The following is a 20376-nucleotide window of genomic DNA, read 5'->3' on the forward strand; positions in this document are numbered from 1 at the left end:
CGCCGCCGATCTGATCAACCTTCAGCAAAACCGTATCATCATCGCAATCAATCCTTACCTCCCGGACAATCTGAAAATTGCCGGATGTCTCGCCTTTCAGCCAAAGGCTTTGGCGGGAACGGCTCCAGTAATGGGCCTTGCCGGTTTCCAGGGTTTTTTGCCACGCTTCACGGTTCATGTATGCAACCATCAGCACGTCGCCCGTCTCATAATCCTGCACGACAGCGGGCACAAGCCCTTTCCCTTTTTCAAAATCTGGCTCAGTCATCCTTCCCCCATCTCAAAGTAATATTTCCTCTGTCATTTCCATCCCGGCAAAAAAACAGTCGGCCTTTATAGTCCCTTGAATTCGCTGCGGCAAGAGTTTTTTTGAACACCCATCGCTTAGTAAAAATTTTTGCCGTAGAGCTGCTTGCTTAATCCGCTCAGGTCGGCCCATTTCATTGGTCCGCCCTTATCGGCTGGAAAACCTATCCCCCAGATCATCCCTACATCGATCATCCGAACGTCATCCACTATCCGGCGTTCGAGCAGATCACTGCCGACTTGAACCATGGCTTTTAGAATGCCTTTCTGGATTTCCTCTTCGCTCCTCTTTCGAGATGGACGTTTTGCAATCAACGGCAACACTTCCGGATCGACGCTGCCATCCTTTAAAAAGAAACCCTTTCCCGATTTTTTGAGACCAAGCCTTCCCGCTTCCACGACACTTTTAAGAGTCTCCTGCTCAACCCCCATCCCGACAAATACCTTATAGGGGATGTCTATTCCCACTTCATCGGTAAGCCGGATCGGCCCCACCGGCATTCCAAAGCGGGTCATCGCCGTATCTATCTTCTCGATCGCGTTCCCCTCCTCGAGATACTGAAGCGCATTGGTGAGGTTGGGAAAGAGCATCGCATTGACGACAAACCCGGCGTTGTCGCGGCAGACAAGCGGCCGCTTTCTGATCATGCCGACAAAATTAAGCAGGTTGTCAATCGTCTCCCGGCTGCTATTGTCGCCTTGAATTACCTCTACCAACTGCATCATCCAGACCGGGGAAAAGAAATGGAGACCGGCAAAGCGTTCATTATGGCGGACAAAAGGCGACATGGAGTTGATCGGGATGGAAGAGGTATTGCTGGCGATAAGGCAGTCCTCACGAACCACTTCGCAAAGTTCTTCAAAAACCTGCTTTTTTACCGCGATCGCTTCGAAAACGGCCTCAACGACAATATCCACATCCTTGAAGGCGGGGACGTACTCCGAGACGGTTGTCAGACGGGACATTACTTCATCGACAGGGGCTTTGAGCCTTTTCTTCTCGGCCATCCCTGCGAGCTCCTTTCTGACGAAGGCCCTTCCCGGCTCCAGAGCCTCCGGGATGTCCTTTACCAGAACGGGAAGTTCTGTATTGCGGAGAATCTCGATGACGATTCCCCTTCCCATGGTTCCGAATCCAAGAACCGCGGCGCTCCTCAACTGCTTCGGAACAAAACCCTTAGTCATCATCGCCATGGGTTTATCCGTCATTCCCTTCAGAAAAAAGGTATTGATGCTGCCTTTGGCCTCCTTCGATAAAACAACCTCGACAAAATTTTTGCGTTCGATCTCCAGACCCTGTTCCAGCGGAACCTTTAACCCTTCGTGCATGGACTTCAGCGCCAGCATTGGGGCGGGAAGCTCTCGTCCCCTGGTAACCTTCAGAATGCCTTCTTTTGCCAACTGGGCTACGGCATCTATCTGGGAGAATCTCTGTTCCGGCCTTTTCAGTTCAGCCTTTCCCGCGATGATCTCCTCAAGAAAAACCCTGGCCGCCAAAAGCAAATCAGCCTCAGCAGGAATCATCCTGTCAACGATCCCCATCTCATAGGCCTTCGCCGCCGGCAGCATCGTCCCTCTCAGGATAAGCTCCATGGCCGGGTAGCCGATCAGACGGGGGAGCCGCTGGGTGCCTCCCCCTCCGGGGAAAAGACCGACGTTGATTTCCGGCAAACCAATAATCGTGTTTTTACCCTCTCTTACGATCCTCGCCTTGCAGGCAAGCGCAAATTCCAGCCCTCCTCCGAGGCAATGACCGTGAATCGCCGCGACTGAGGGAAACTTAAGCGACTCCAAACGGGAAAATGAAGCATGAAAAAGCTCGACGGTGCGCCTTGCCTCAGCGGAGTCAGCTATTTCCGATATAAGCTTCAGATTGGCGCCGGCCAGAAAATTATCGGGCTTTCCGGAAATGAAGACGATCCCGCGTATGCCCCGGGCGGCTTCCAGTGTGCGCATAATCTCTTCAAAACCGATGAAAGCCTCCTCCGTCCAAGTATTCATCTTCTCGCCGGCGACATCAAAGACAATCACCCCTATCCCGGAATCATCAATCTCCATATTGAAAACCTTGGCCATATTGTCCACCCCCGTTGAGTAAATTGTAACTGATAACTATGCGAAACTAAACGATACTGCCTGCCTGCGTGTGCTTTATCTGGCCGTCATCCTTAGCGCCCCATCAAGGCGGATGCATTCCCCGTTTAACAAGGAGTTTTCCAATATGTGGCGCACAAGTGCCGCAAACTCCGCGGGTCTGCCCAGGCGTTTCGGAAACGGGACCGTCCCGGCCAGTTCCACCCTCACGCTCTCCGGCAGGCCGGCCATCATCGGGGTATCGATCAAACCAGGCGCAATCGCCATTACGCGGATGCCGTAATCGGCGCACTCCCTTGCCACGGGAAGCGTCATCCCCACCACACCGGCCTTGGAGGCGCCATAAGCAGCCTGGCCGATCTGGCCTTCAAAAGCAGCGACAGAAGCGGTATTGACGACTACCCCTCTTTCCCCCTCCCCATTAGGTTCGTTTTTTGCCATCTGCTCGATCGCCAGCCTTGTAATGTTGAAGGTGCCGATCAGATTGATCCGGACAACCCTGGTGAAAAAGTCAAGCGACAGGACGCCTTTTCTCGATAAGATTTTCCCCGGATCGCCAACCCCGGCGCAATTGATTGCGACATTGATAGTCCCGAAGGCCGCGACCGTTTTCTCGATCGCCGCCCGGGCGCTCTCGTCGCTTGTCACATCGGTATGAGCAAAGATAACATTAGGCCCCAGTTCCGCGGCGATTTTTTCACCCCGTTCGGCAACGACATCAAAGATTGCAACTCTTGCCCCCTCTGCGGCAAGCATCCTGACGCACGTCTCTCCCATCCCTGAAGCCCCCCCGGTAACAACGGCAATCAAATCCTTAATCTGCATTAAATTTATCCTCCCGAGAAAAATTTTATGGAAATAATCTGTCTAGAAAATAAGGCTATCCGGAAAAGAAGTCAACGTAAAAATAGACTCTTCAACACGCCTGCTGCCGATGGATTATTTGGGTAACAAATCTATGACCATGATCTCAGGCGGCGCCAACAGACGAATGGGCGGCCCCCAGACCCCGGCGCCTCGGCTGACATGCAGCAACGATTCCTGCGAAAGCCGGTAATTGCCGGCATGGTATGGAAAAACCATGTTGGTAATTATGCTGAAGGGAAATATCTGCCCCTTGTGGGTGTGTCCTGAAAGTTGCAGTTCGAACAAACCGATCGCTTTTTTTTCAACATCTGGTCGGTGTTTGAGAAGAATCTTGAAATGGTTGCCCTCTGTACGGGAAAGGAGTTCCCGATCATCAACGATAACCTTTGTTGCCCTGACGCCTCCGGGGTCACCAACGCCGATCAGAGCAACCACCCCGGCGATCGTTGCCGTCCGGTTGCGTAAAAAAACAAACCCGGCCTTTTCCATGAATTCGCTTGCCCGCTCAATGCCCAGGTAAAACTCATGGTTTCCCGCAACGGCGAACTTTCCCCATTTTGGCTTGATTTCGCTGAACTGACTCGCAGCCTCACCAATATATGCGCCTCGGCCGTCAACAAGATCGCCCGTAGAAACAACTAAATCCGGGGCTGCCTCCCGGATGGCGCGAATGATGCCGGAAACATTTCGAGCTTGTACCGCCCCGCCGATATGCACGTCGGAAATCTGCAATATTCGCATTTTGCCTATTTCCTTCGGTATCTTCTCGGAATGGATGGTCAGAAACTCGGTGCGGAGATTGCCGGCCTCGAATGACCCATAAACTGCCAGAAGCACTGCAACCACCGCAGGAATCATAAAACGCATCCCGACCGTGGGGATAAAGGCATTTATATTGCCATTGAATCTGCTCACAACTGCCAGCGCAACAAAATTATACAGTTCAACAAAGAGCGAAACAAAGAGAAATAAAAGCAGAAAGGCCATCCAGTAGTAGCCTATTAACGCAAAAAAACGGACGAGCAAATCGCTGACCCTTCCCTCCACGGCGCGAATAATCAGCGGGGCCAGAAAACCCGCCGCCAGAAGGAACAAAAGGATGACGAAACCGCCCCCTCCCATACGAATTGCCGCGTTAATCCTGAGAAAAAAAAGGAGGTGAAACCCTCCATAGATAAGCAGAAAAAATAGCAGAAAAAGCTTCAAGGCGCGTCCCCATCAAATTATTCCAGCCTGATTGACGCTCAGGCAACTGTTAAAATTCCCCGAATAAAAACAATAAACTTGAATTCTGGCTGGAAGCCTTATCATTTTTTGTTTGCAGAAACATCATTAAAAAGCTATTTGACCCAAAACCGTTTTGTCAAAATGATGCATGGAGATTTTTAAAGATGCGGAATATTAAAGAAAAGCACAGGAAACTGCGCTCTTTGCTGAAAAATACGGGAGGCTTGGTGGTCGCCTATTCCGGCGGCTGCGACAGCGCCCTGCTGGCTTATGTTGCCAAGGAGACATTGGGAAGCAGCTCTCTTTGCGTGCTTCTTTCCTCTGAGTCATATCCGCAAAGCGAAACGGATCAGGCATTGAATACCGCCGCCGCCCTGGGGTTGTCTGTAATAACCATAACGGAAAGCATCGTCGCCGACCGTGATTTTACAGCCAACACGATCGAGCGCTGCTATTTTTGCAAGAAAAGACTGTTCGCAAGATTGCTGGAGATCGGGCGTCAGCACTCTCTTTACTTTGTCGCCGATGGGTCAAACCGGGATGACTCCGACGACTACCGTCCGGGCAAACGCGCCTCGGAGGAACTGGGCGTTATAAGCCCCCTGCGGGAGGCAGGGTTTACAAAAGACGATGTGCGGAAACTTTCCCGTCAATTGAACCTGCCGACCTGGGACAAACCGTCTTTGGCCTGCCTCGCCTCGCGAATTCCTTATGGGACTAAAATCGACTCCGCCATTCTTCAGCGTATCGGTAAGGCTGAGCAACTTCTCAAGGAGAGGGGCTTTAATCAGGTGCGGGTTCGACACCATGGAGATATCGCCCGCATTGAGGTGGAAACACACGAAATAAAGCGCCTTGCTGCAGATGAAAATAGATTGGATGTTGAGCGGGAATTCAAAAAATTGGGATACCTGTATGTCACGCTGGACTTGAACGGTTACAAAACGGGAAGCATGAATGCGGCTCTGAAAAGTTTATAGGCGAAATAAAATGTGCTGACTTCCGAGGCAATTGCAAAACTCCCCATTCTTGTCATTCCCGCAACGATTCTGAGCGGGAAAACGAAGTTTAATGTTCATAATCTGGTTCTAACTGCTTGAAAAAACCATATTCCCGATAGAGACATTATGGACATTAAGCTGCGCTTTCGGGAATGACAAATGGTTTTGCAATTGGCTCTTCCTCATTCGAATAGAGATAAATAACGGAAAGCCCGATCAGGGAAAGGAATATGATCTTATGACACATATCTTCAACTGCATGGCAACGGCAATTGGCAGCATGCCCAATCGGGACGCCGACAGCGCCGTGGAAATGACGCTCCGCTATCTTCCCACGGCGCCGGCATGGCCCCAGCTCCCCCAGAGGGATTACCGGGAAAGAATGGATGTACAGTACTGCGAGTCGCTGCCGGGACTTGTTCTCGAAGAAGATACGCAGAAGGTTTCCTTCAACACAGCCGGCGACCTTACCGACGATCTTGAAAAATTCTTCACGCGGTTTCTGGAGAAAGACTACGAGTACTTCCGGATATCCGAGTCTTACGCCCTCGGCTTCCATGCCTTCCTGAAGGCGCTGAATACAGGCGCTGCCTCAAATGCCGCGTATCTGAAAGGACAGATAACCGGCCCTCTCACCGCGGGAACTTCACTGAAAGATGAGAACGGCATCGACATCATTCACAATGAAACGCTTTTCGACGTCCTGGTAAAGGGGCTGACGATGAAGGCCCTCTGGCAAATCGAAAAACTAAAACCGTTTGGAAAACCGGTCATTATTTTTATGGATGAGCCCTCCATGGAATCTCTCGGCTCAGCCTTCTCGGCTGTCTCCTCTGATCTTGTCGCGGAGAAAATCAACGAAATAGCCGACGCCATTCATGAAGCGGGAGGCCTTGCCGGGATACACTGTTGCGGAAATGCGGACTGGTCCATGATATTCAACGCGCGAATCGACATCGTCAACTTCGACGCTTATGAATACATGGAAAAGGTCATGCTTTATCCAGCCGATATCAAGAAATTTATCGAAAGCGGCGGGGCGCTTGCCTGGGGAATTGTTCCCACCGGTTCATACACAGGTTCGGAAACGCCGGCGCTGCTTCTTTCCAAACTCGATGCCGGAATAGACTATCTTGAAAAGAGGGGCATCCCTCGTGAAATCCTTCTTTGCCAGAGTCTGCTCACCCCCGCGTGTGGAATGGGCAGCCTCAACCCTGAAAAGGCCGAAGCAATCCTGAAACTCCTAAAGCAGGTAGCGGAAAGGATGCAGCTTAAAATCACCGCACGTTAAGCGAACAACGCCACTGGAGCCGATGAGCGGGATCGAACCGCTGACCTGCTGATTACGAATCAGCTGCTCTACCGTCTGAGCTACATCGGCTTTTTAAACAAGAAAGTTTATACCCTGCAACGGCAGAAGTATCTATACGAAGTGACACCTCTTGTCAATCAAAATCCACCGCCTAATGTTGCTTATTCGCCTTTTCTTTCCTTCAGAAACCACCTGCTACAGCGGGTGCTCGCCGGGGACTGCGCAGAAGAATTTACTCTTGAGGCAATTGCAAAACTCTCACATTCTGTCATTCCCGCAATGATTTTAAGCGGGAAAACGAAGTTTAATGTTCATAATCTGGTTCTAACTGCTTGAAAAACCGTATTCCCGATAGAAGCATTGTGTACATTAAGCTCCGCTTTCGGGAATGACAAATAGTTTTGCAATTGCCTCTCTTGATATAATTCAAAATTCCTATTGACATACAAAAGTCGTCCCCCTATACTCTCGCCACACAAACGAAGCTCTTATCAATTAGCGCGGCAGGCAACACGACCGGTTTTGAGGGAGGTAGATCAGCATTGAGCATAACGTTGAAACTGCCGCTAAGTTTCGCCGTCATTACGAGGGGTAAATTCTCGTTCGAGGCAGTCGGAGAGACTGACGAAGATTGTCTCAATAATCTTACAGCCCTTCTTCCCGGAATCAAGGAAGAGCTGTTCTACCCGGTTCGAGAGGGTTCGTCTGCGTTGCGTGGGAATCTGCGCCCGAATGTCAGCATAATGTTGAATGGCGCCGATGGGAGGAGTCTGAAAAGAAAGGTTCAGGAGGGCGATGTCCTCGAAATTAAGTTTGGCGCTAACTGATGAGGCGGAGGTGGTGGCTATGTAAGCCATCACAAAGCGAACCGGTGCGGATCATTTTTTCGTATTAATTTGCAAATGTCCCCTGACAAACCAGCGACTCCCGCTTGTCCGGAAATCAAGATAAAACGCGACGGCCAGTTACAGAATATATGATCACTCGGAGAAAAGAACCATGACGATAAGAATGTTTACGCTGAGCACTTGCGGCCACTGCCGGGCCGCAAAAAGATTCATGGAGGACAATGCCATTGACTTTCAGTTTATCGATGTTGATTTGCTGACCGGCGAGCAAAGAAAAAATACGATCGAAGAATTGACCGGTTATAATCCGGCGCGCAGTTTCCCAACTATATTGCTTGGAGACAGCATCATCGTCGGTTTCAATGAAAGCAAATTGAGAGAGGCATTGGGGATATGAACGCGGAACAACTTTACGAATTGCTCAAGAAGTCACAGGAACCCAAGGGTTATTTTTTAAATGCCGATAAAAAAATGGCATTGGAGCTGATCAGCGGGTTGATCGTCAACCGGGAGCGATACGGCTATGCTTCCTGTCCCTGTCGCCTGGCATCAGGAAATCGCGAGTGGGATCAGGATATTATCTGCCCATGTGTTTACAGGGAAAAGGACGTTCGGCAATACGGGCAGTGTTACTGCGCCCTTTATCTGGCCTCCCCGTCACAAAAAGATTCGGGAGACATCGTCGTCCCGGAAAGAAGACCCCCTGAAAAAACACCTTACTGAGGACATGCTGATTAACTGGGATTTCCCTTACCCTTCCCAAAGAATGCCGGTTTTTGCCCGCAATGTCGTTGCCACCTCGCAGCCCCTTGCGTCTCAGGCGGGCTTGCTGATGCTCTTGCGGGGCGGCAATGCCATTGATGCGGCGCTTGCTGCGGCGATCGCGCTTACCGTTCTGGAACCAACGGGCAATGGGATCGGCAGCGACGCCTTTGCGATGGTTTGGGACGGGCAAAAGCTGCATGGCCTCAACGGTTCCGGTCGCTCGCCCCGCGCTTTTTCGCCGGAACATTTCAGAGGGAAAGCCGCCATGCCGCAGCTTGGGTGGGACGCAGTCACTGTGCCTGGGGCCGTGGATGCCTGGGCTGAACTCTCCCGGAGATTCGGCGCCCTCCCCTTCTCCGATCTTTTCGAACCGGCCCTCCGCTTAGCAAGAGACGGATTTCCTGTAGCCCCGGTGACCGCGGCGCGCTGGGCAGAAGTTGCTGATCTGTATAATGATTATCCAGATTTTGTCACCACCTTTCTTCCCGGCGGCCGCGCCCCGTTTCCCGGGGAGACCTTCCATCCGCCGGGTCTGGCAGAAACCCTGGAAGAATTGGCGAAAACGGGGGGTGAATCCCTTTACCGGGGAAACCTTGCCCGAAAGATCATCTCCTGCAGCCGCAATAACGGTGGGTTGCTTGACGAAAGGGACCTTGCCGAACACCATGCGCAATGGGTCGTACCCCTTTGCCAGAACTGGAAAAACGTCGCCCTCTGCGAATTGCCGCCGAACGCCCAGGGAATGGCGGTGCTGATTGCCCTCGGCATCCTGGAGAACACCCCCCCGGAACTCTCCGAATGCATCTTTGCCCCGGATTCCCCGGAGAGCATCCATCTGCAGGTGGAGGCAATGAAGATAGCCTTTGAGCTTGTCGAGAAACACCTCGCCGATTCCGATTGGATGACCATCCAGCCGTCATCTCTGCTCGAACCGTCTTTTCTGAAGGAACAGGAGGGAAAAATAAGCATCGGCCAGACTCGCCCTTCCTCATCCCTCCCCCCGCGCGACGGCGGAACGGTTTACCTGACGGCAGCCGACAAAAACGGCATGATGGTCTCCTACATTCAGTCCAATTACAAGGCTTTCGGCTCCGGAATCGTCATCCCCGAAACTGGAATAAGCATGCAGGGACGAGCCGCCGGTTTCACACTCGCAGCGGGACATCCGAATCAGGTCGCCGGCGGCAAAAGACCATTTCACACCATCATCCCGGCCTTTGTCATGAAAGAGGGAAAGCCGCTCTTGAGTTTCGGCGTCATGGGCGCCCGGATGCAGCCACAGGGCCATTTACAGATGATGATCCGGATCTTTGCGGCCGGCCAGAATCCCCAGACTGCGGCGGACGCGCCCCGCTGGTATCTGGATGAATATTCAAACCTTTTTCTCGAATCCGGGGTCAGTCCTGCGACCAGTGAAGGACTGAAAAAGCGAGGGCATAAGGTTTATTGCGATTCACCCGCCCGGCTCTTCGGCGGCGCCCAGCTTATTTACCGTCTTGAAGAATGTTACTGCGCCGCCTCCGACCCGCGCAAAGACGGTCAGGCCGTCGGTTTCTGATTGTTCAACTCGCAGAAACCGGCTGACGGTACGGCAAGGGCACCAAGCAGGCGTGCCCAGTAATTTACCTGCGCTACGGTCGCGGCCATGATCACAATCTCGCGCTCTGAAAAATGCAGTCGTATTTCAGCCCGCAATTCTTGCGAAAAATCCGGCGGCGTCCTGGAGATGCCTTCGGCATAGCGAAGCGCGATCCGTTCCCGGCGGGAAAAACTCGCAATCACATCCCAACCCGTCTTTTGGGAAAGCGCCTCGGCCTCTTCTTTCGTCAAACCGTGATCGGGATAATCATAGCTATTCATGTCGAGGCAAAACGGGCAGGAAATAAGCGCCGAAGCCCGGGTACGGACGATTTTGAGGAGCCTTCGCTCCATGTCCTTTGGTCCATGCGCCGTCAAAAACTCAAGAAACCCCGAGCCGATGGCAGCCTTGGGAAACCATGCCAGCAAAAGGCCGGGCAGCATCTCTTTCCCCGTTGATTTTTTCGCTGCCCAGAGACCGATCTTCAAATACCAGGGAATGTTGGTTGGCGCTTCGATAAATGCCCCGCCGTTGCTTTTTTTCTGATCCATTGCGAACACCGACCTTCAAAAACAATAAGCCTTGCGTACCGGATAATTAACCGGCGCGGCAAGACAGGGAATGCTACAGATATTCACCAAAACCCTCTTTTTCGAGTTTTTCTACCACTTTGCGGACATCCTGGGAGCAATCGCGGCGGCAGATAAGGAGCGCATCCTTCGTTTCGACGACGAAAATGTCCCGCACCCCGACTATGGCAACGAGTTTTTCCGGGCTGTAAACGAGGGAATCACCCGCGTCGATGCCGATGAAGCGTCCGCGCACGACGTTGCCTCTTTCATCCTTTGGGGAAACCTCCCAGAGGGCATCCCAGCTCCCGAGATCCGACCATCCGAAGTCCCCGGGGATGACAAGGACATCCTTCGCCTTTTCCATCACCCCGTAATCTATCGAAACGGAAGGCAAAGAGGGATAGACCCTCTCGACAACCCCGGCTTCGCCCTCCCCGCCGAGAACAGATTTTATCTCGATCAGTCCTTTATTGATTTCCGGTAAAAAACGGGCAATTTCGTTCAGTATTGTCGAGGCCTTCCAGATGAACATCCCGCTGTTCCATAAGAATTCACCATTTTTCAGGAATTCTTCGGCTGTCGCAAGATCCGGTTTTTCCCGGATTGACTTAACCCGGTGAATTGGCAAATCCCCATCCTTCGCGAAGAGCTCTCCCGCTTCGAGATATCCGTACCCGGTTGCCGGTCCAGTCGGTTTGATGCCGATCGTCAATAGCGCCTCCTGTGATGCTGCAGCTACGGCAGCCGCCTCCAGGATGCGGCGAAACTGCCCCTCAGCGGCAATCCGGTGATCGGAAGGCAGAACCAGCATCACCGCGTCCCCTGCCCTTTTTTGGATATGGAGGGCGGCAAGCCCGATGCAGGGGGCGGTATTGCGCCCGACCGGCTCGATTATAATATTTTCCGCGGGAATTTCCGGCAAAAGGCGAATCAGCTCCACGGCATGACTTCTGCCGGTCACAATCAGCGTGCGCTCCGGGGGAACAAGGGGCCTGATCCGGTCAACCGTTTCCCTGATCAGCGACTTTTCGCTCTGGATGTCAAGGAGATGCTTGGGCATTTTCTCCCGGCTGCGGGGCCAGAAACGCGTCCCCCGGCCTCCGGCCATAATTACTGCAAACATGTATTTTATCCTTTCTGTTATTGGATTGGGAGAATTTCACTCCTTGGTTTGTTCTTCCGCAACGGCATCGTTAGCAGGTGGAACAACGAAAAAAGCTCGAACGAAAAGGGAATATAGCCGAGATAACCGGCAAGCGGCATCTTGAAGACGTGTACCCATCCGACTTTTGCTTGAGACTGTCATGTCACGTTCCTTTTTAAACTATTTCACCAAACCATCCACAAGTTTGGTCAGCGTTCGCGACCCCTTGTCTTTCTGAAGGAAGGAGACAAATGCCGCAGCCGCCGGAGACAGCGTCTTCCCCTTAAGATGGATGATGCAGATATCCATGTTAAAACTGCCTTCAGCAAGCGGGATGGCGGCAAGAGTCCCATTATTGATATCCTCCCGGACGCAGATACTGGCGATAAAAGCATATCCCTTGCCTTTTTTTACCAGCGACTTGATAAATTCAGTACTTCCGGCCTCGATGATTGACGTGGGACTCAGACCCCTTATCTCAAATTCATGCCACATGGTAAATTTGGTGGCTGATCTGGCATCGGAAAAAATGATGGACTCGGCGGTCAGATTCTCAAGGGTGACCTTATCTTGCTTCAGCAGTTTGCTGCTCGGAGAACCGACGAGAATGAGTTCGTCCCGAGTGAAAGGCACGACGGCCACCCTTTTCGGGTAGGGAACCTTTGCCGCAATGGCCAGTTCGAACCGATGGAGCAGGATGCCTTCCACGAGCTCCCGGGAGCTTCGCTCATCCAGGTGGATGGAAAGATGTGGATGGCGATCCTGGAAATTGGCGATGACCGAGGGCATGAGGTATTGGGAAAGTGCTTTGGTGACGCCCAGCCGCAATGAACCGCTTTTGAGATCCTTAAGCTCCTGCACCGCTTGTGTCGCTTCTGCGACGAGGCCGAAGATCTTCTCTGCATAGTCATAAAGAAGCTTGCCCATCTCCGTTGGTTGCAGTTCCTTGCCAAATCTGTCCAGCAAGATAAAGCCCATGTCCTTCTCCAACGAGCGCACCTGGATATAGACGGCAGGCTCTGTAACAAAGAGCTCTTCTGCGGCCCTGGCAAAGGTCCCTGTCTTGACAACGCAGTACAGGGCCCGCAACTGATTTAGATTCATCATTGGGAATAGCCTGAATTATACAATTTAATTTAATAAATTATAAAATTATTTGTATTGACCTGTCAATATTTAAAAAGTAAAAGGCAGCCATCAGATCTGCCAAACCAGTTATTTATAATTCATCGCAGGCTCTTCAAGCTCTCTTTCCGGCGACAGCCGGGAAACATGGCGATTGAAGTCCGTGGACATTACACTTCGTTTTGCGAGGCAAGGTCGGTATGGCCAATCGAAAATCACCTGTTGACGGGTGCGTCAGCTTTTAATCGGCGAAAATTGTAATTGAAAAGTAAGGAGGCAAGACAATGAGGGAATTGGAATTTGACGGGATTATCATCGGCGCGGGTCCCAATGGACTCACTGCGGCGGGATATCTTGCCAAGGCGGGCTTGAAGGTTGCCGTTCTGGAAAGAAGATATGAAATAGGCGGCGGATTGGCGACAGAAAACCTGCTCCTTCCGGGCATGCTGGTGGACAGCCACGCCATCTACCACATGATGTGCGAGTACGCGCCGCCCCTGAGGGACTTCGAGCTGGAAACAAGGTATGACCTGAAGTGGATCTACCCGGAACTGCAGGTTGTCATGCCCTTTCAGGACGGCACTTACCTCGCCCTGTACAGCGATCCGGAAAAATCGGCCGAGTCCATCCGCAAGTTTTCGGAAAAGGATGCCGAATCGTTCCTCAACTTCGCCAGCATTTCCGATGAAGCGATGGATGTCTTTTTGGCGCCGGCAAGCTATGTAAACCCCTTGCCGAGCCTGGAGCAGGCGGCAAAGCTGGAAAAACATCCGGCGACTCAGTGGGATGATGAGCTTACCGGCTATACGCCCCGGCAGATTGTTGATTCCTGGTTCGAGAACGACAAGGTGCGAGCGTTTTTCCTCTATCTGGCCACCATGTGGGGGCTCGATTACGACCTCGAGGGGCTGGGTTATCTGGTGCCCCTGATGATCAACCGGGGATGGCATTTCCGTTTGAGTCACATGGGTTCCCATCATGTGGCCCATCTGATGGGAAAGTACATCTCCGAAAATGGCAGCCGGGTAATCAGCGGCTGCGTCATCAAAAAGATCGTCATCGAAAACAACGAGGCCAAAGGGGTGGAACTTGCAGACGGCACAATCATCAAGGCCAAGAAATTCGTTTGCAGCACCCTCAACCCCCATCAGACCTTCTATGACTACGTGGGGAAGGAACATCTCGAACCGGAATTGATTACCCGGCTGGACCAGTGGAAATATTCGGACATGAGCTTCTTCACCGTCCATCTGGCGCTCACGGAAAGACCGCACTTCAAGATTTTCGATCAGCATCCGGAACTCGAAAGCGCCCTGATCTACGTCGTGGGCTACGAAAGCGAACAGGATCTGATTGACCACTTTGAGGCTTCCAAGCGCGGAGAACTCCACGACGGCGGCTTCAACTGCTGCTTCCCGTCCATTCACGATCCGATCCGCATGCATCGCCATGCCGACAGTTTCGTCAAGCACATCGGCCTCATTTCGCTGGAGTGCGCTCCCTACAACCTGAAAGACGGCGGCCCGCTGGCCTGGAACAGGATGAGAAGAACCTATGCGGAACGCTGCAAGGCCATTCTGGGCAGGTACGCGCCGAACATGAACCAGGATACGATCGTCTGGGATTACATCGGCACACCTTTGGACACGGAAAACAAATTCCCCGACATGAAGCAGGGCTGTTTCAAACAGGGCGCCTACCTCCCCCTGCAGATGGGCTATTTCCGACCGAACGAATTCTGCAGCCAGCATGACACGCCGATCAAGAATCTTTACATTGGCGGGGCGTCCACCCATTCGGGCGGAATGATTACCTACGGGCCGGGCTTCAACGCCGCCGAGAAGATCGCCGAGGACCTGGGTATCAAAAAATGGTGGCCCGAACCGCGCGGCGTCAAAGAGGCCAGAGACCTCGGACTGTTTTGAAAGGAGAGAGCCATGTTTATAAGATCAACCGGTTTGGGGAGGACATTGCTGTCGGGAAGAATAGCGAGGATCGTGACCACCGATGTAGTTCCTTCAACCCTGGAGGCCGCCCCCAAAGGCGCCAGTGAACCAACGCGACTCCTCGTGGAGGTGGAAATAACGAATCCCGTTCATTGGACGGTGCGGGCCTTCATAGACCCGCCGGATTTGCGGGAAATGCTCGGAATAATCTTTACAAGTCCGTCACTTATGTTGAAATGCCTGAAGTTTCTTTTCAGCAGCGGGCCAAAGCATGCTGAACCGGCGCAGGCGAAAACGCCGAGTGCGGATGTTTTACCACCGCTTGCGGCCGCTCCGGCGAAGGCAGTTTCCGGTCCGGCGCCGATTGGCCCAAGGCCCATTCCCGCAAGGAAAAAGTGATCAATCATAAATAATTATAAAGGCACAGGGAGGTTATTATGCCAGATAAAAAGTACGATGCAGTTATCGTCGGCGGCGGGCATCACGCAACCATAATCGCGTGTTACCTGCAGCGGGCCGGCCTCAAGACGGCGATGTTTGAAAGATGGCACGAGATGGGCGGCGGCGCCTGCGGCGAAGAGCTGCCGCTTCCGGGTTTTATCCAGAATGTCTGCGCCCACTTTACCAGATTTTATACAAATCCCGCCTATTCCGATTTCAATTTGCGCGATTACGGCCTGGTTTATCTGTTTCCGGAAAACAACGAGGCTTGGATCTATCCCGACGGCAACTATATTATGGGGAAAACGATCTTTCCGGTCGTCGATCCGCTCACGGGCCGCTCTGAATTCTCGCAGGCGGCCGCCGACTACACGATCAAGGAAATCGCCAAGATCAACCAGGACGACGCCAACACGGTCGAGCAGATCATCCAAAACTTCAAAAACAAATGGAAAAAGGCGTTCGGTCTTTACCGTTATACGGGCCCCGGTGAATGGGGGAACGGACCAGATCCGCTGGAAGCGCTGTTTGACGATCCGAAAAGCGGCCTGGATCGCGACCTTTGCATGGGAACAGTGGGCGAGATCGCCACGCGGATGTTCAAGAGTCCCGAGATGCAGACCTTTTACATGCGCGCCATGCAGACCTCAAACGGCCTGATGCCCTGCGATCGACCGGGCCCTTACTGGCATGTGCATGCCCTGGGCCTCATCCTCTCGATGGATGCCGCGGCAATCGTCACCGGGGGAACGCACAGCATCACCCATGCACTCCTGCGGGCTTTCCAGCAGTACGGGGGCGAATTCTTCGTTCTCAACGAAGTAAAAAAAGTCCTTGTAGATAACAACAAGGCCTACGGAATCGAATTGAAAAATGGCGACCGGGTGCTGGCCGACATCGTCGTGAGTGATTTGAGCGTTGAGCTCACTCTGGAGGCCGTGGGCAAGGAGTGGACACCCGATGAGCTTTGGGAAAAGGCGCAGAAGCTGAAGGTAAAACCTCCGACCTTAGAGGATACGGGCTATGAAAGAACGCAGTTGATGTGGGGAAACATTGCCCTGATGGAGGCCCCCGTTTACCCCATGAACCCGGAATTGGGCATGGTCCCCCGTTTGTACTTTGGCAAGGCCGATCCCGACTATTTTCTGAGTGGCCGCTATCAGAAGGAGCGCTGGGAGAAGGGAATCGCCGACCAGTTGTATCTCCTTGTAGCGCCGGACGTGCAGTGGGACAAGACCCGCGCCCCGGCTGGGAGATTCGCCGCCCTTGTGGAGGAATTCACCTGTCCCTGGAGAAATTTTTCGGAACGGGAATGGCTGAGAATGAAGCGGGAAATTGAAACCCGCATGGTGAAAGAGTGGGCGAAATATGCCCCCAATGTAACGATGGACAACTTCATTTCCGCCTGGATTGCCACACCGGACGACGTGGTCAACCGGAATCTCTGCATGCCCCAGGGGGGTTGGGGGGCGCTCGATGCCAACTACGAGTGTTTGGGAAGAATGAGACCCTTTCCGGAGATATCGGGATACCGCATGCCAGTCAAAAATTACTACCTCTGTTCGTCGGCGGCGCATTCCGCCCACGGGATCGGGCGCGGCAGCAGCTACAACTGCTATAAGGTAATTGCCCAGGATTTGGGGCTTAAATACCGGCCCTGGGAAGAGCGCGGTTGGTAGCAGTCGGAGGACAAGAAAGAGGAAGAGAGCATGAAACCGGACATCAAATGCGGGTTATGCCTTTTGGAGTGGGTTTATGAGCGGGCAATAGCCTCAAACAACAATGAAGACATCCCGCCGCTGTTCAAAAATATTGTCCATCTCCTTGCCCGCGAGATGACAGAATCAGCCAATGTGGGAGCTCTGTGCAATCAGGCGGCGGATTTGATTTATGAATTTGTTCCCCCGGAATCAGATTTCTGGAGTGCAATCAAGCGGGAAACAAATGGTTATGTCGCGGGTCTGCTGCCGCAGGCCGCAGCCTATGTAAATCAGGCGAGAACGCCGCGCGGAAAATTTCAAAGGGCCTGCTCGCTCGCCGCCACGGGAAATGTTTCACCAATGGGCGCACCGGCAGGAGGAAAAGCATTTTCTTTTCCCGAGGCGCTGGCGCTCATGACGGGCAAAGGCCCCCTCCCCGTTTTTATCGGCGATGGCTTCAAGGCCGCGACCCAGTCTAATTACGTATTCTATGTAACAGATAACGCAGGAGAAATAGGGTTTGACGCCCTTCTTGTGGCTCAGCTCAAAAATATGGGAAAAGATGTGACTGTGGTCGTCAAGGAACCGGCCTATTTCGAGGATGCGACCCCTGCAGATGCAGAATTTTTCGACCTGAACCGCACAGCCGACCGAATAGTGACAGTGAAAAAGGTTTTTGTTCCCGGAAAGGGCAAGTCGGCCGCCAACCTGGCCTTTCGCAAGAGCGATCTCGTAATTTCCAAGGGAACCGGAAATTACGAAGCCCTGCGCGGTGAAACACAAGGAAAATCGGCGTTGTTTCTTTTGAAAATCAAGTGCGCGGCGATCGCCAGGGATATGGAAATCAGTGAGGGTAAATTTGTCGTCAAACTTGACGCAAGGAGCTGACAGCATGCAGCAGAAAAGACTTGAGGACAAGGTTGTTATAATCACAGGAGCGGGCAAGGGGCTGGGCAAGGCCTTCGCGTTGAGGTTTGCCGACGAAGGCGCCAAACTTGTCCTCGTAACCAGAAAAGACCTTGATGGGCTCAAAAAAGCGGCTGAAGAAGCAACCGCCAGGGGCGCGGAATGCATCTTTTTTCTGGCTGACGTTACCAAACTTGAAGAGATGCAGAAAGTAGCTGATGAAACTGTCAAGAGATTCGGCAGGATCGATGTTTTGGTCAATAATGCCGCCTACTATTTTGGCGTAGAGCGAAAGCCCTTCGATCAAATATCGCCGGAAGAGTGGGACATGATGATGGACATCAACGTCAAGGGGCCCTGGATTTGTGCCCGGACGGTGTTTCCCAGCATGAAGACGCAGGGCAAAGGCAAAATCATCAACCTTGGCTCCGAGGTATTCTTCACGGGGTCAAATGGTTTTGCCCATTACGTCGCCTCCAAGGGCGGGGTCGTGGGACTGACCAGGGCTTTGGCCGCCGAGCTGGGACCGAACAACATTACGGTAAACGCCGTAGCGCCGGGCTTTACTGACACAGAGGCGAGCCGCACGATCGCGGATGTGGCGAAATATGACATATCGAAAACGCCCCTCCGGCGACTCGGAAAGGCTGAAGACATTGTCGGGACGGTACTTTTTCTGGCTTCCGATGACGCCGATTTCATAACAGGGGAAATTATACTTGTGGATGGCGGAAGGGCCATGCACTAAAGGGGTCGGGGGCAGAATTTTCTATCTCCGGCAATCAACAAAGTTTGGTGACAAATTTAAAGTCTGTCACCGGCAATCACAGCATTAATTAAGGAGGGAACTTAAGATGAAGATGTATGATTGCGTACCAGGATTGGAGTTTGATGAGAAAACCGACCTGGACCAGTCGCCGGTCTGGTTTCTGGATGGCACCCACTCGGTGCCGCCCTGGACTCCGATGTTCGGGTGGTTATGGATCAATTTCTGCCGCCACGGGATGCAGTATGGCGCAGAAACTCTCCAGCTTCCCACCGTACACGGCTGGGACTGGCGTTTTAAAAATGGCGGCGCTTACCTTACTCTGTTATTGGTGGGCTCGGAGGAAGAAAAGAAGGCCCGGGAGGTGAAGTTCCAGCAGGCAATCCGGCCTTTTGTGGAGGACTACGACAAGCTCTGGACCGGTTTGCTGGAAGAGCTGTTCGTTCGGTACCGAAAAATCAAGGCGGTGGACGGTGAAACAGCAACCCAGATAGAGCTCCTGGAAAATTTTGAATATGCAATCGCCACGTGCCGCAGGATGTGGGAAATTCACATGTATATGATGTACGGCACCTACATGCCCTTCGTGCTCTTTGAAAAGCTCTGCAAGCATCTGCTGAACATCGACGACACCCATCCTGATTTTCAGAAACTGATGAGCGGCTTCGACAATGAGAGTTTCCGCGTCGATCTGGCTCTGTGCGATTACGCCCAGAAATTGCGGGAAATTGGCATGGAAGCAACCCTGCAGGCGACGGCGCCCAAAGATTGGGAAGCTAAACTCCGGGAAACCGATCAAGGCCGTGAATTTGTTAAAGAATTTGTGGCATTCATTGACGCGAAGGCCGGCTGGCGAATGGAACGAATGGCAGAGATCTGTCTGCCCACGTGGGCGGAAGATCTGCCCCAGGCCTTCGACAAGGTTGCCGTTTACCTGAAGGCGGGGGAGAAGTTCGACCTCGGCAAGAAGCGGTTGGAGCTCGAAGCGGAGCGCAAAAAAACAGAGGCGGAGATGCTGAGCAGGGTTTCCGCCGAACAGCGGGGGTGGTTTTCCACGCTGATGAAAATTGCTCAGAACTGCAGCCGCTTCAGCGAAGAGCACAACCATTATCTCGATCAGGAAACCCACTCCCTGCTGCGCAAGACCTGCATTGATCTGGGCAGGCGTTTTGCAGCCGCAGGAACCATTGCCGACCGCGACGACATCTTCTTCCTCATACCCGATGAAGTTCGCAAGGCAGGGCTAAACCCGGGGCAGTTCAACCTCAAGCCTCTCGTTGAGCGGCGCCGGGCCGAATGGGACCAGTGGAACAAGGACGGCAATCCTCCGGTAATTTTAAAGAGTGATTTCAGCATGGCGCAGGCCATGGAGGTAATGGTCAAATCGATGGATCCGATCGCCCTCAAAGTGGTCGTGGGCACCATGCCGGAGGCCCGGCCGGAACTCAAGGCCGACCTCATCGGAACATGCGGTTCCGGCGGCGTGGCCGAAGGCATTGCGAGGGTTGTCTTCAAGGAAGAGGATCTGGCAAGCATCCAGCCCGGAGACATTCTTGTTGCGGTCAGCACATCGCCGGCCTGGACCCCCATCTTCGGAATGATCAAGGGGGTAGTGGTGGACCGGGGCGGCAGCCTCTCCCACGCCGCCATCGTGGGCAGGGAATACGGCATCCCCGTGGTCATGAACGTCTTCGAGGGAACAACGAAGATCAAATCAGGACAGCGAATAAAAGTAGATGCCAATTTAGGGACGGTAGTAATACTTCGTTAAACTCGC

General features: G+C 52.8%; 19 protein-coding genes and 1 tRNA gene. 12 read left to right on the plus strand and 8 right to left on the minus strand.

From position 1 onward, the window contains the following. From hisI to K0B01_10500, 4 genes are all read right to left on the minus strand, one after another. A partial coding sequence (hisI, locus tag K0B01_10485; GenBank protein MBW6486561.1) for a phosphoribosyl-AMP cyclohydrolase occupies positions 1-268 on the minus strand: 268 nt, incomplete at its 3' end. A 116-nt stretch (positions 269-384) separates the two neighbouring features. Continuing rightward, entirely contained in the window at positions 385-2382 is a 1998-nt protein-coding gene (locus K0B01_10490) for an enoyl-CoA hydratase/isomerase family protein (protein MBW6486562.1), read from the minus strand. Positions 2383-2457: 75 nt separating this feature from the next. Then, positions 2458-3225 (minus strand): SDR family NAD(P)-dependent oxidoreductase, encoded by a 768-nt coding sequence (locus K0B01_10495; GenBank protein MBW6486563.1) that lies wholly within the window; start codon positions 3223-3225, stop codon positions 2458-2460. A gap of 114 nt (positions 3226-3339) precedes the next feature. After that, positions 3340-4473, minus strand: coding sequence for a metallophosphoesterase (locus tag K0B01_10500; protein MBW6486564.1), 1134 nt, complete (start codon positions 4471-4473; stop codon positions 3340-3342). A 185-nt stretch (positions 4474-4658) separates the two neighbouring features. Here K0B01_10500 and larE point away from each other — a divergent pair, with 185 nt between their 5' ends. Together larE and K0B01_10510 are read left to right on the plus strand one after the other, a co-directional pair. Then, on the plus strand, positions 4659-5474 hold the full coding sequence (gene larE, locus K0B01_10505) for an ATP-dependent sacrificial sulfur transferase LarE (protein MBW6486565.1): 816 nt from the start codon (positions 4659-4661) through the stop codon (positions 5472-5474). A gap of 259 nt (positions 5475-5733) precedes the next feature. Further along, a complete protein-coding gene (locus K0B01_10510) occupies positions 5734-6786 on the plus strand; it encodes a methionine synthase (protein ID MBW6486566.1) in 1053 nt (350 codons plus the stop codon). A gap of 14 nt (positions 6787-6800) precedes the next feature. On the opposite strand, the gene K0B01_10515 is transcribed toward K0B01_10510, so the two are convergent. Next, a tRNA-Thr gene (locus K0B01_10515) sits at positions 6801-6876 on the minus strand. Between the two features lie 473 nt (positions 6877-7349). Here K0B01_10515 and K0B01_10520 point away from each other — a divergent pair. The 4 genes from K0B01_10520 to K0B01_10535 all read left to right on the plus strand — a co-directional run bounded on the left by K0B01_10520 (position 7350) and on the right by K0B01_10535 (position 9978). Continuing rightward, positions 7350-7634, plus strand: a complete 285-nt coding sequence (locus K0B01_10520) for a hypothetical protein (protein ID MBW6486567.1) — start codon at positions 7350-7352, stop codon at positions 7632-7634. Between the two features lie 172 nt (positions 7635-7806). Continuing rightward, entirely contained in the window at positions 7807-8052 is a 246-nt protein-coding gene (locus K0B01_10525) for a glutaredoxin family protein (GenBank protein ID MBW6486568.1), read from the plus strand. Further along, positions 8049-8378: a ferredoxin:thioredoxin reductase gene (locus K0B01_10530; protein ID MBW6486569.1), complete on the plus strand. Its 330-nt coding sequence runs from the start codon at positions 8049-8051 to the stop codon at positions 8376-8378. Before K0B01_10525 ends, K0B01_10530 begins: the two co-directional genes overlap by 4 nt. Before the next feature lie 4 nt (positions 8379-8382). Then, positions 8383-9978, plus strand: coding sequence for a gamma-glutamyltransferase family protein (locus tag K0B01_10535; protein MBW6486570.1), 1596 nt, complete (start codon positions 8383-8385; stop codon positions 9976-9978). Here the strand turns inward: K0B01_10535 and K0B01_10540 are convergent. The 3 genes from K0B01_10540 to K0B01_10550 form a co-directional block, all read right to left on the minus strand. Next, complete coding sequence (locus tag K0B01_10540; GenBank protein ID MBW6486571.1) at positions 9960-10550, minus strand: carboxymuconolactone decarboxylase family protein; 591 nt, start codon at positions 10548-10550, stop codon at positions 9960-9962. The two genes, K0B01_10535 and K0B01_10540, sit on opposite strands and share 19 nt — an antisense overlap. A gap of 73 nt (positions 10551-10623) precedes the next feature. Further along, positions 10624-11694: an NTP transferase domain-containing protein gene (locus K0B01_10545; GenBank protein ID MBW6486572.1), complete on the minus strand. Its 1071-nt coding sequence runs from the start codon at positions 11692-11694 to the stop codon at positions 10624-10626. Between the two features lie 201 nt (positions 11695-11895). Further along, positions 11896-12822, minus strand: coding sequence for a LysR family transcriptional regulator (locus K0B01_10550; GenBank protein MBW6486573.1), 927 nt, complete (start codon positions 12820-12822; stop codon positions 11896-11898). 302 nt (positions 12823-13124) lie between these two features. Between K0B01_10550 and K0B01_10555 the strand changes: the two genes are divergently transcribed. The 6 genes from K0B01_10555 (at position 13125) to K0B01_10580 (ending at position 20370) form a co-directional block, all read left to right on the plus strand. Beyond that, positions 13125-14765 (plus strand): NAD(P)/FAD-dependent oxidoreductase, encoded by a 1641-nt coding sequence (locus K0B01_10555; protein MBW6486574.1) that lies wholly within the window; start codon positions 13125-13127, stop codon positions 14763-14765. A 12-nt stretch (positions 14766-14777) separates the two neighbouring features. Continuing rightward, positions 14778-15185, plus strand: coding sequence for a hypothetical protein (locus K0B01_10560; protein ID MBW6486575.1), 408 nt, complete (start codon positions 14778-14780; stop codon positions 15183-15185). 38 nt (positions 15186-15223) lie between these two features. Further along, entirely contained in the window at positions 15224-16906 is a 1683-nt protein-coding gene (locus tag K0B01_10565; GenBank protein MBW6486576.1) for an NAD(P)/FAD-dependent oxidoreductase, read from the plus strand. Positions 16907-16936: 30 nt separating this feature from the next. Next, positions 16937-17815, plus strand: coding sequence for a DUF89 family protein (locus tag K0B01_10570; protein MBW6486577.1), 879 nt, complete (start codon positions 16937-16939; stop codon positions 17813-17815). Positions 17816-17819: 4 nt separating this feature from the next. Continuing rightward, complete coding sequence (locus K0B01_10575) at positions 17820-18581, plus strand: 3-oxoacyl-ACP reductase FabG (protein ID MBW6486578.1); 762 nt, start codon at positions 17820-17822, stop codon at positions 18579-18581. A gap of 106 nt (positions 18582-18687) precedes the next feature. Continuing rightward, positions 18688-20370, plus strand: a complete 1683-nt coding sequence (locus tag K0B01_10580) for a hypothetical protein (GenBank protein MBW6486579.1) — start codon at positions 18688-18690, stop codon at positions 20368-20370. Positions 20371-20376 lie beyond the last annotated feature (6 nt).

It is taken from the genome of Syntrophobacterales bacterium (assembly GCA_019429105.1).
In the GTDB taxonomy this organism is placed as follows: domain Bacteria; phylum Desulfobacterota; class Syntrophia; order Syntrophales; family UBA5619; genus DYTH01.

Coding starts and splice junctions, on each gene's coding strand:
- K0B01_10490 (MBW6486562.1), bottom strand. CDS start 2,382: ATGGCCAAGGTTTTCAATATGGAGATTGATGATTCCGGGATAGGGGTG.
- K0B01_10495 (MBW6486563.1), bottom strand. CDS start 3,225: ATGCAGATTAAGGATTTGATTGCCGTTGTTACCGGGGGGGCTTCAGGG.
- larE (MBW6486565.1), top strand. CDS start 4,659: ATGCGGAATATTAAAGAAAAGCACAGGAAACTGCGCTCTTTGCTGAAA.
- K0B01_10510 (MBW6486566.1), top strand. CDS start 5,734: ATGACACATATCTTCAACTGCATGGCAACGGCAATTGGCAGCATGCCC.
- K0B01_10525 (MBW6486568.1), top strand. CDS start 7,807: ATGACGATAAGAATGTTTACGCTGAGCACTTGCGGCCACTGCCGGGCC.
- K0B01_10530 (MBW6486569.1), top strand. CDS start 8,049: ATGAACGCGGAACAACTTTACGAATTGCTCAAGAAGTCACAGGAACCC.
- K0B01_10535 (MBW6486570.1), top strand. CDS start 8,383: ATGCTGATTAACTGGGATTTCCCTTACCCTTCCCAAAGAATGCCGGTT.
- K0B01_10540 (MBW6486571.1), bottom strand. CDS start 10,550: ATGGATCAGAAAAAAAGCAACGGCGGGGCATTTATCGAAGCGCCAACC.
- K0B01_10545 (MBW6486572.1), bottom strand. CDS start 11,694: ATGTTTGCAGTAATTATGGCCGGAGGCCGGGGGACGCGTTTCTGGCCC.
- K0B01_10550 (MBW6486573.1), bottom strand. CDS start 12,822: ATGATGAATCTAAATCAGTTGCGGGCCCTGTACTGCGTTGTCAAGACA.
- K0B01_10555 (MBW6486574.1), top strand. CDS start 13,125: ATGAGGGAATTGGAATTTGACGGGATTATCATCGGCGCGGGTCCCAAT.
- K0B01_10560 (MBW6486575.1), top strand. CDS start 14,778: ATGTTTATAAGATCAACCGGTTTGGGGAGGACATTGCTGTCGGGAAGA.
- K0B01_10565 (MBW6486576.1), top strand. CDS start 15,224: ATGCCAGATAAAAAGTACGATGCAGTTATCGTCGGCGGCGGGCATCAC.
- K0B01_10570 (MBW6486577.1), top strand. CDS start 16,937: ATGAAACCGGACATCAAATGCGGGTTATGCCTTTTGGAGTGGGTTTAT.
- K0B01_10575 (MBW6486578.1), top strand. CDS start 17,820: ATGCAGCAGAAAAGACTTGAGGACAAGGTTGTTATAATCACAGGAGCG.
- K0B01_10580 (MBW6486579.1), top strand. CDS start 18,688: ATGAAGATGTATGATTGCGTACCAGGATTGGAGTTTGATGAGAAAACC.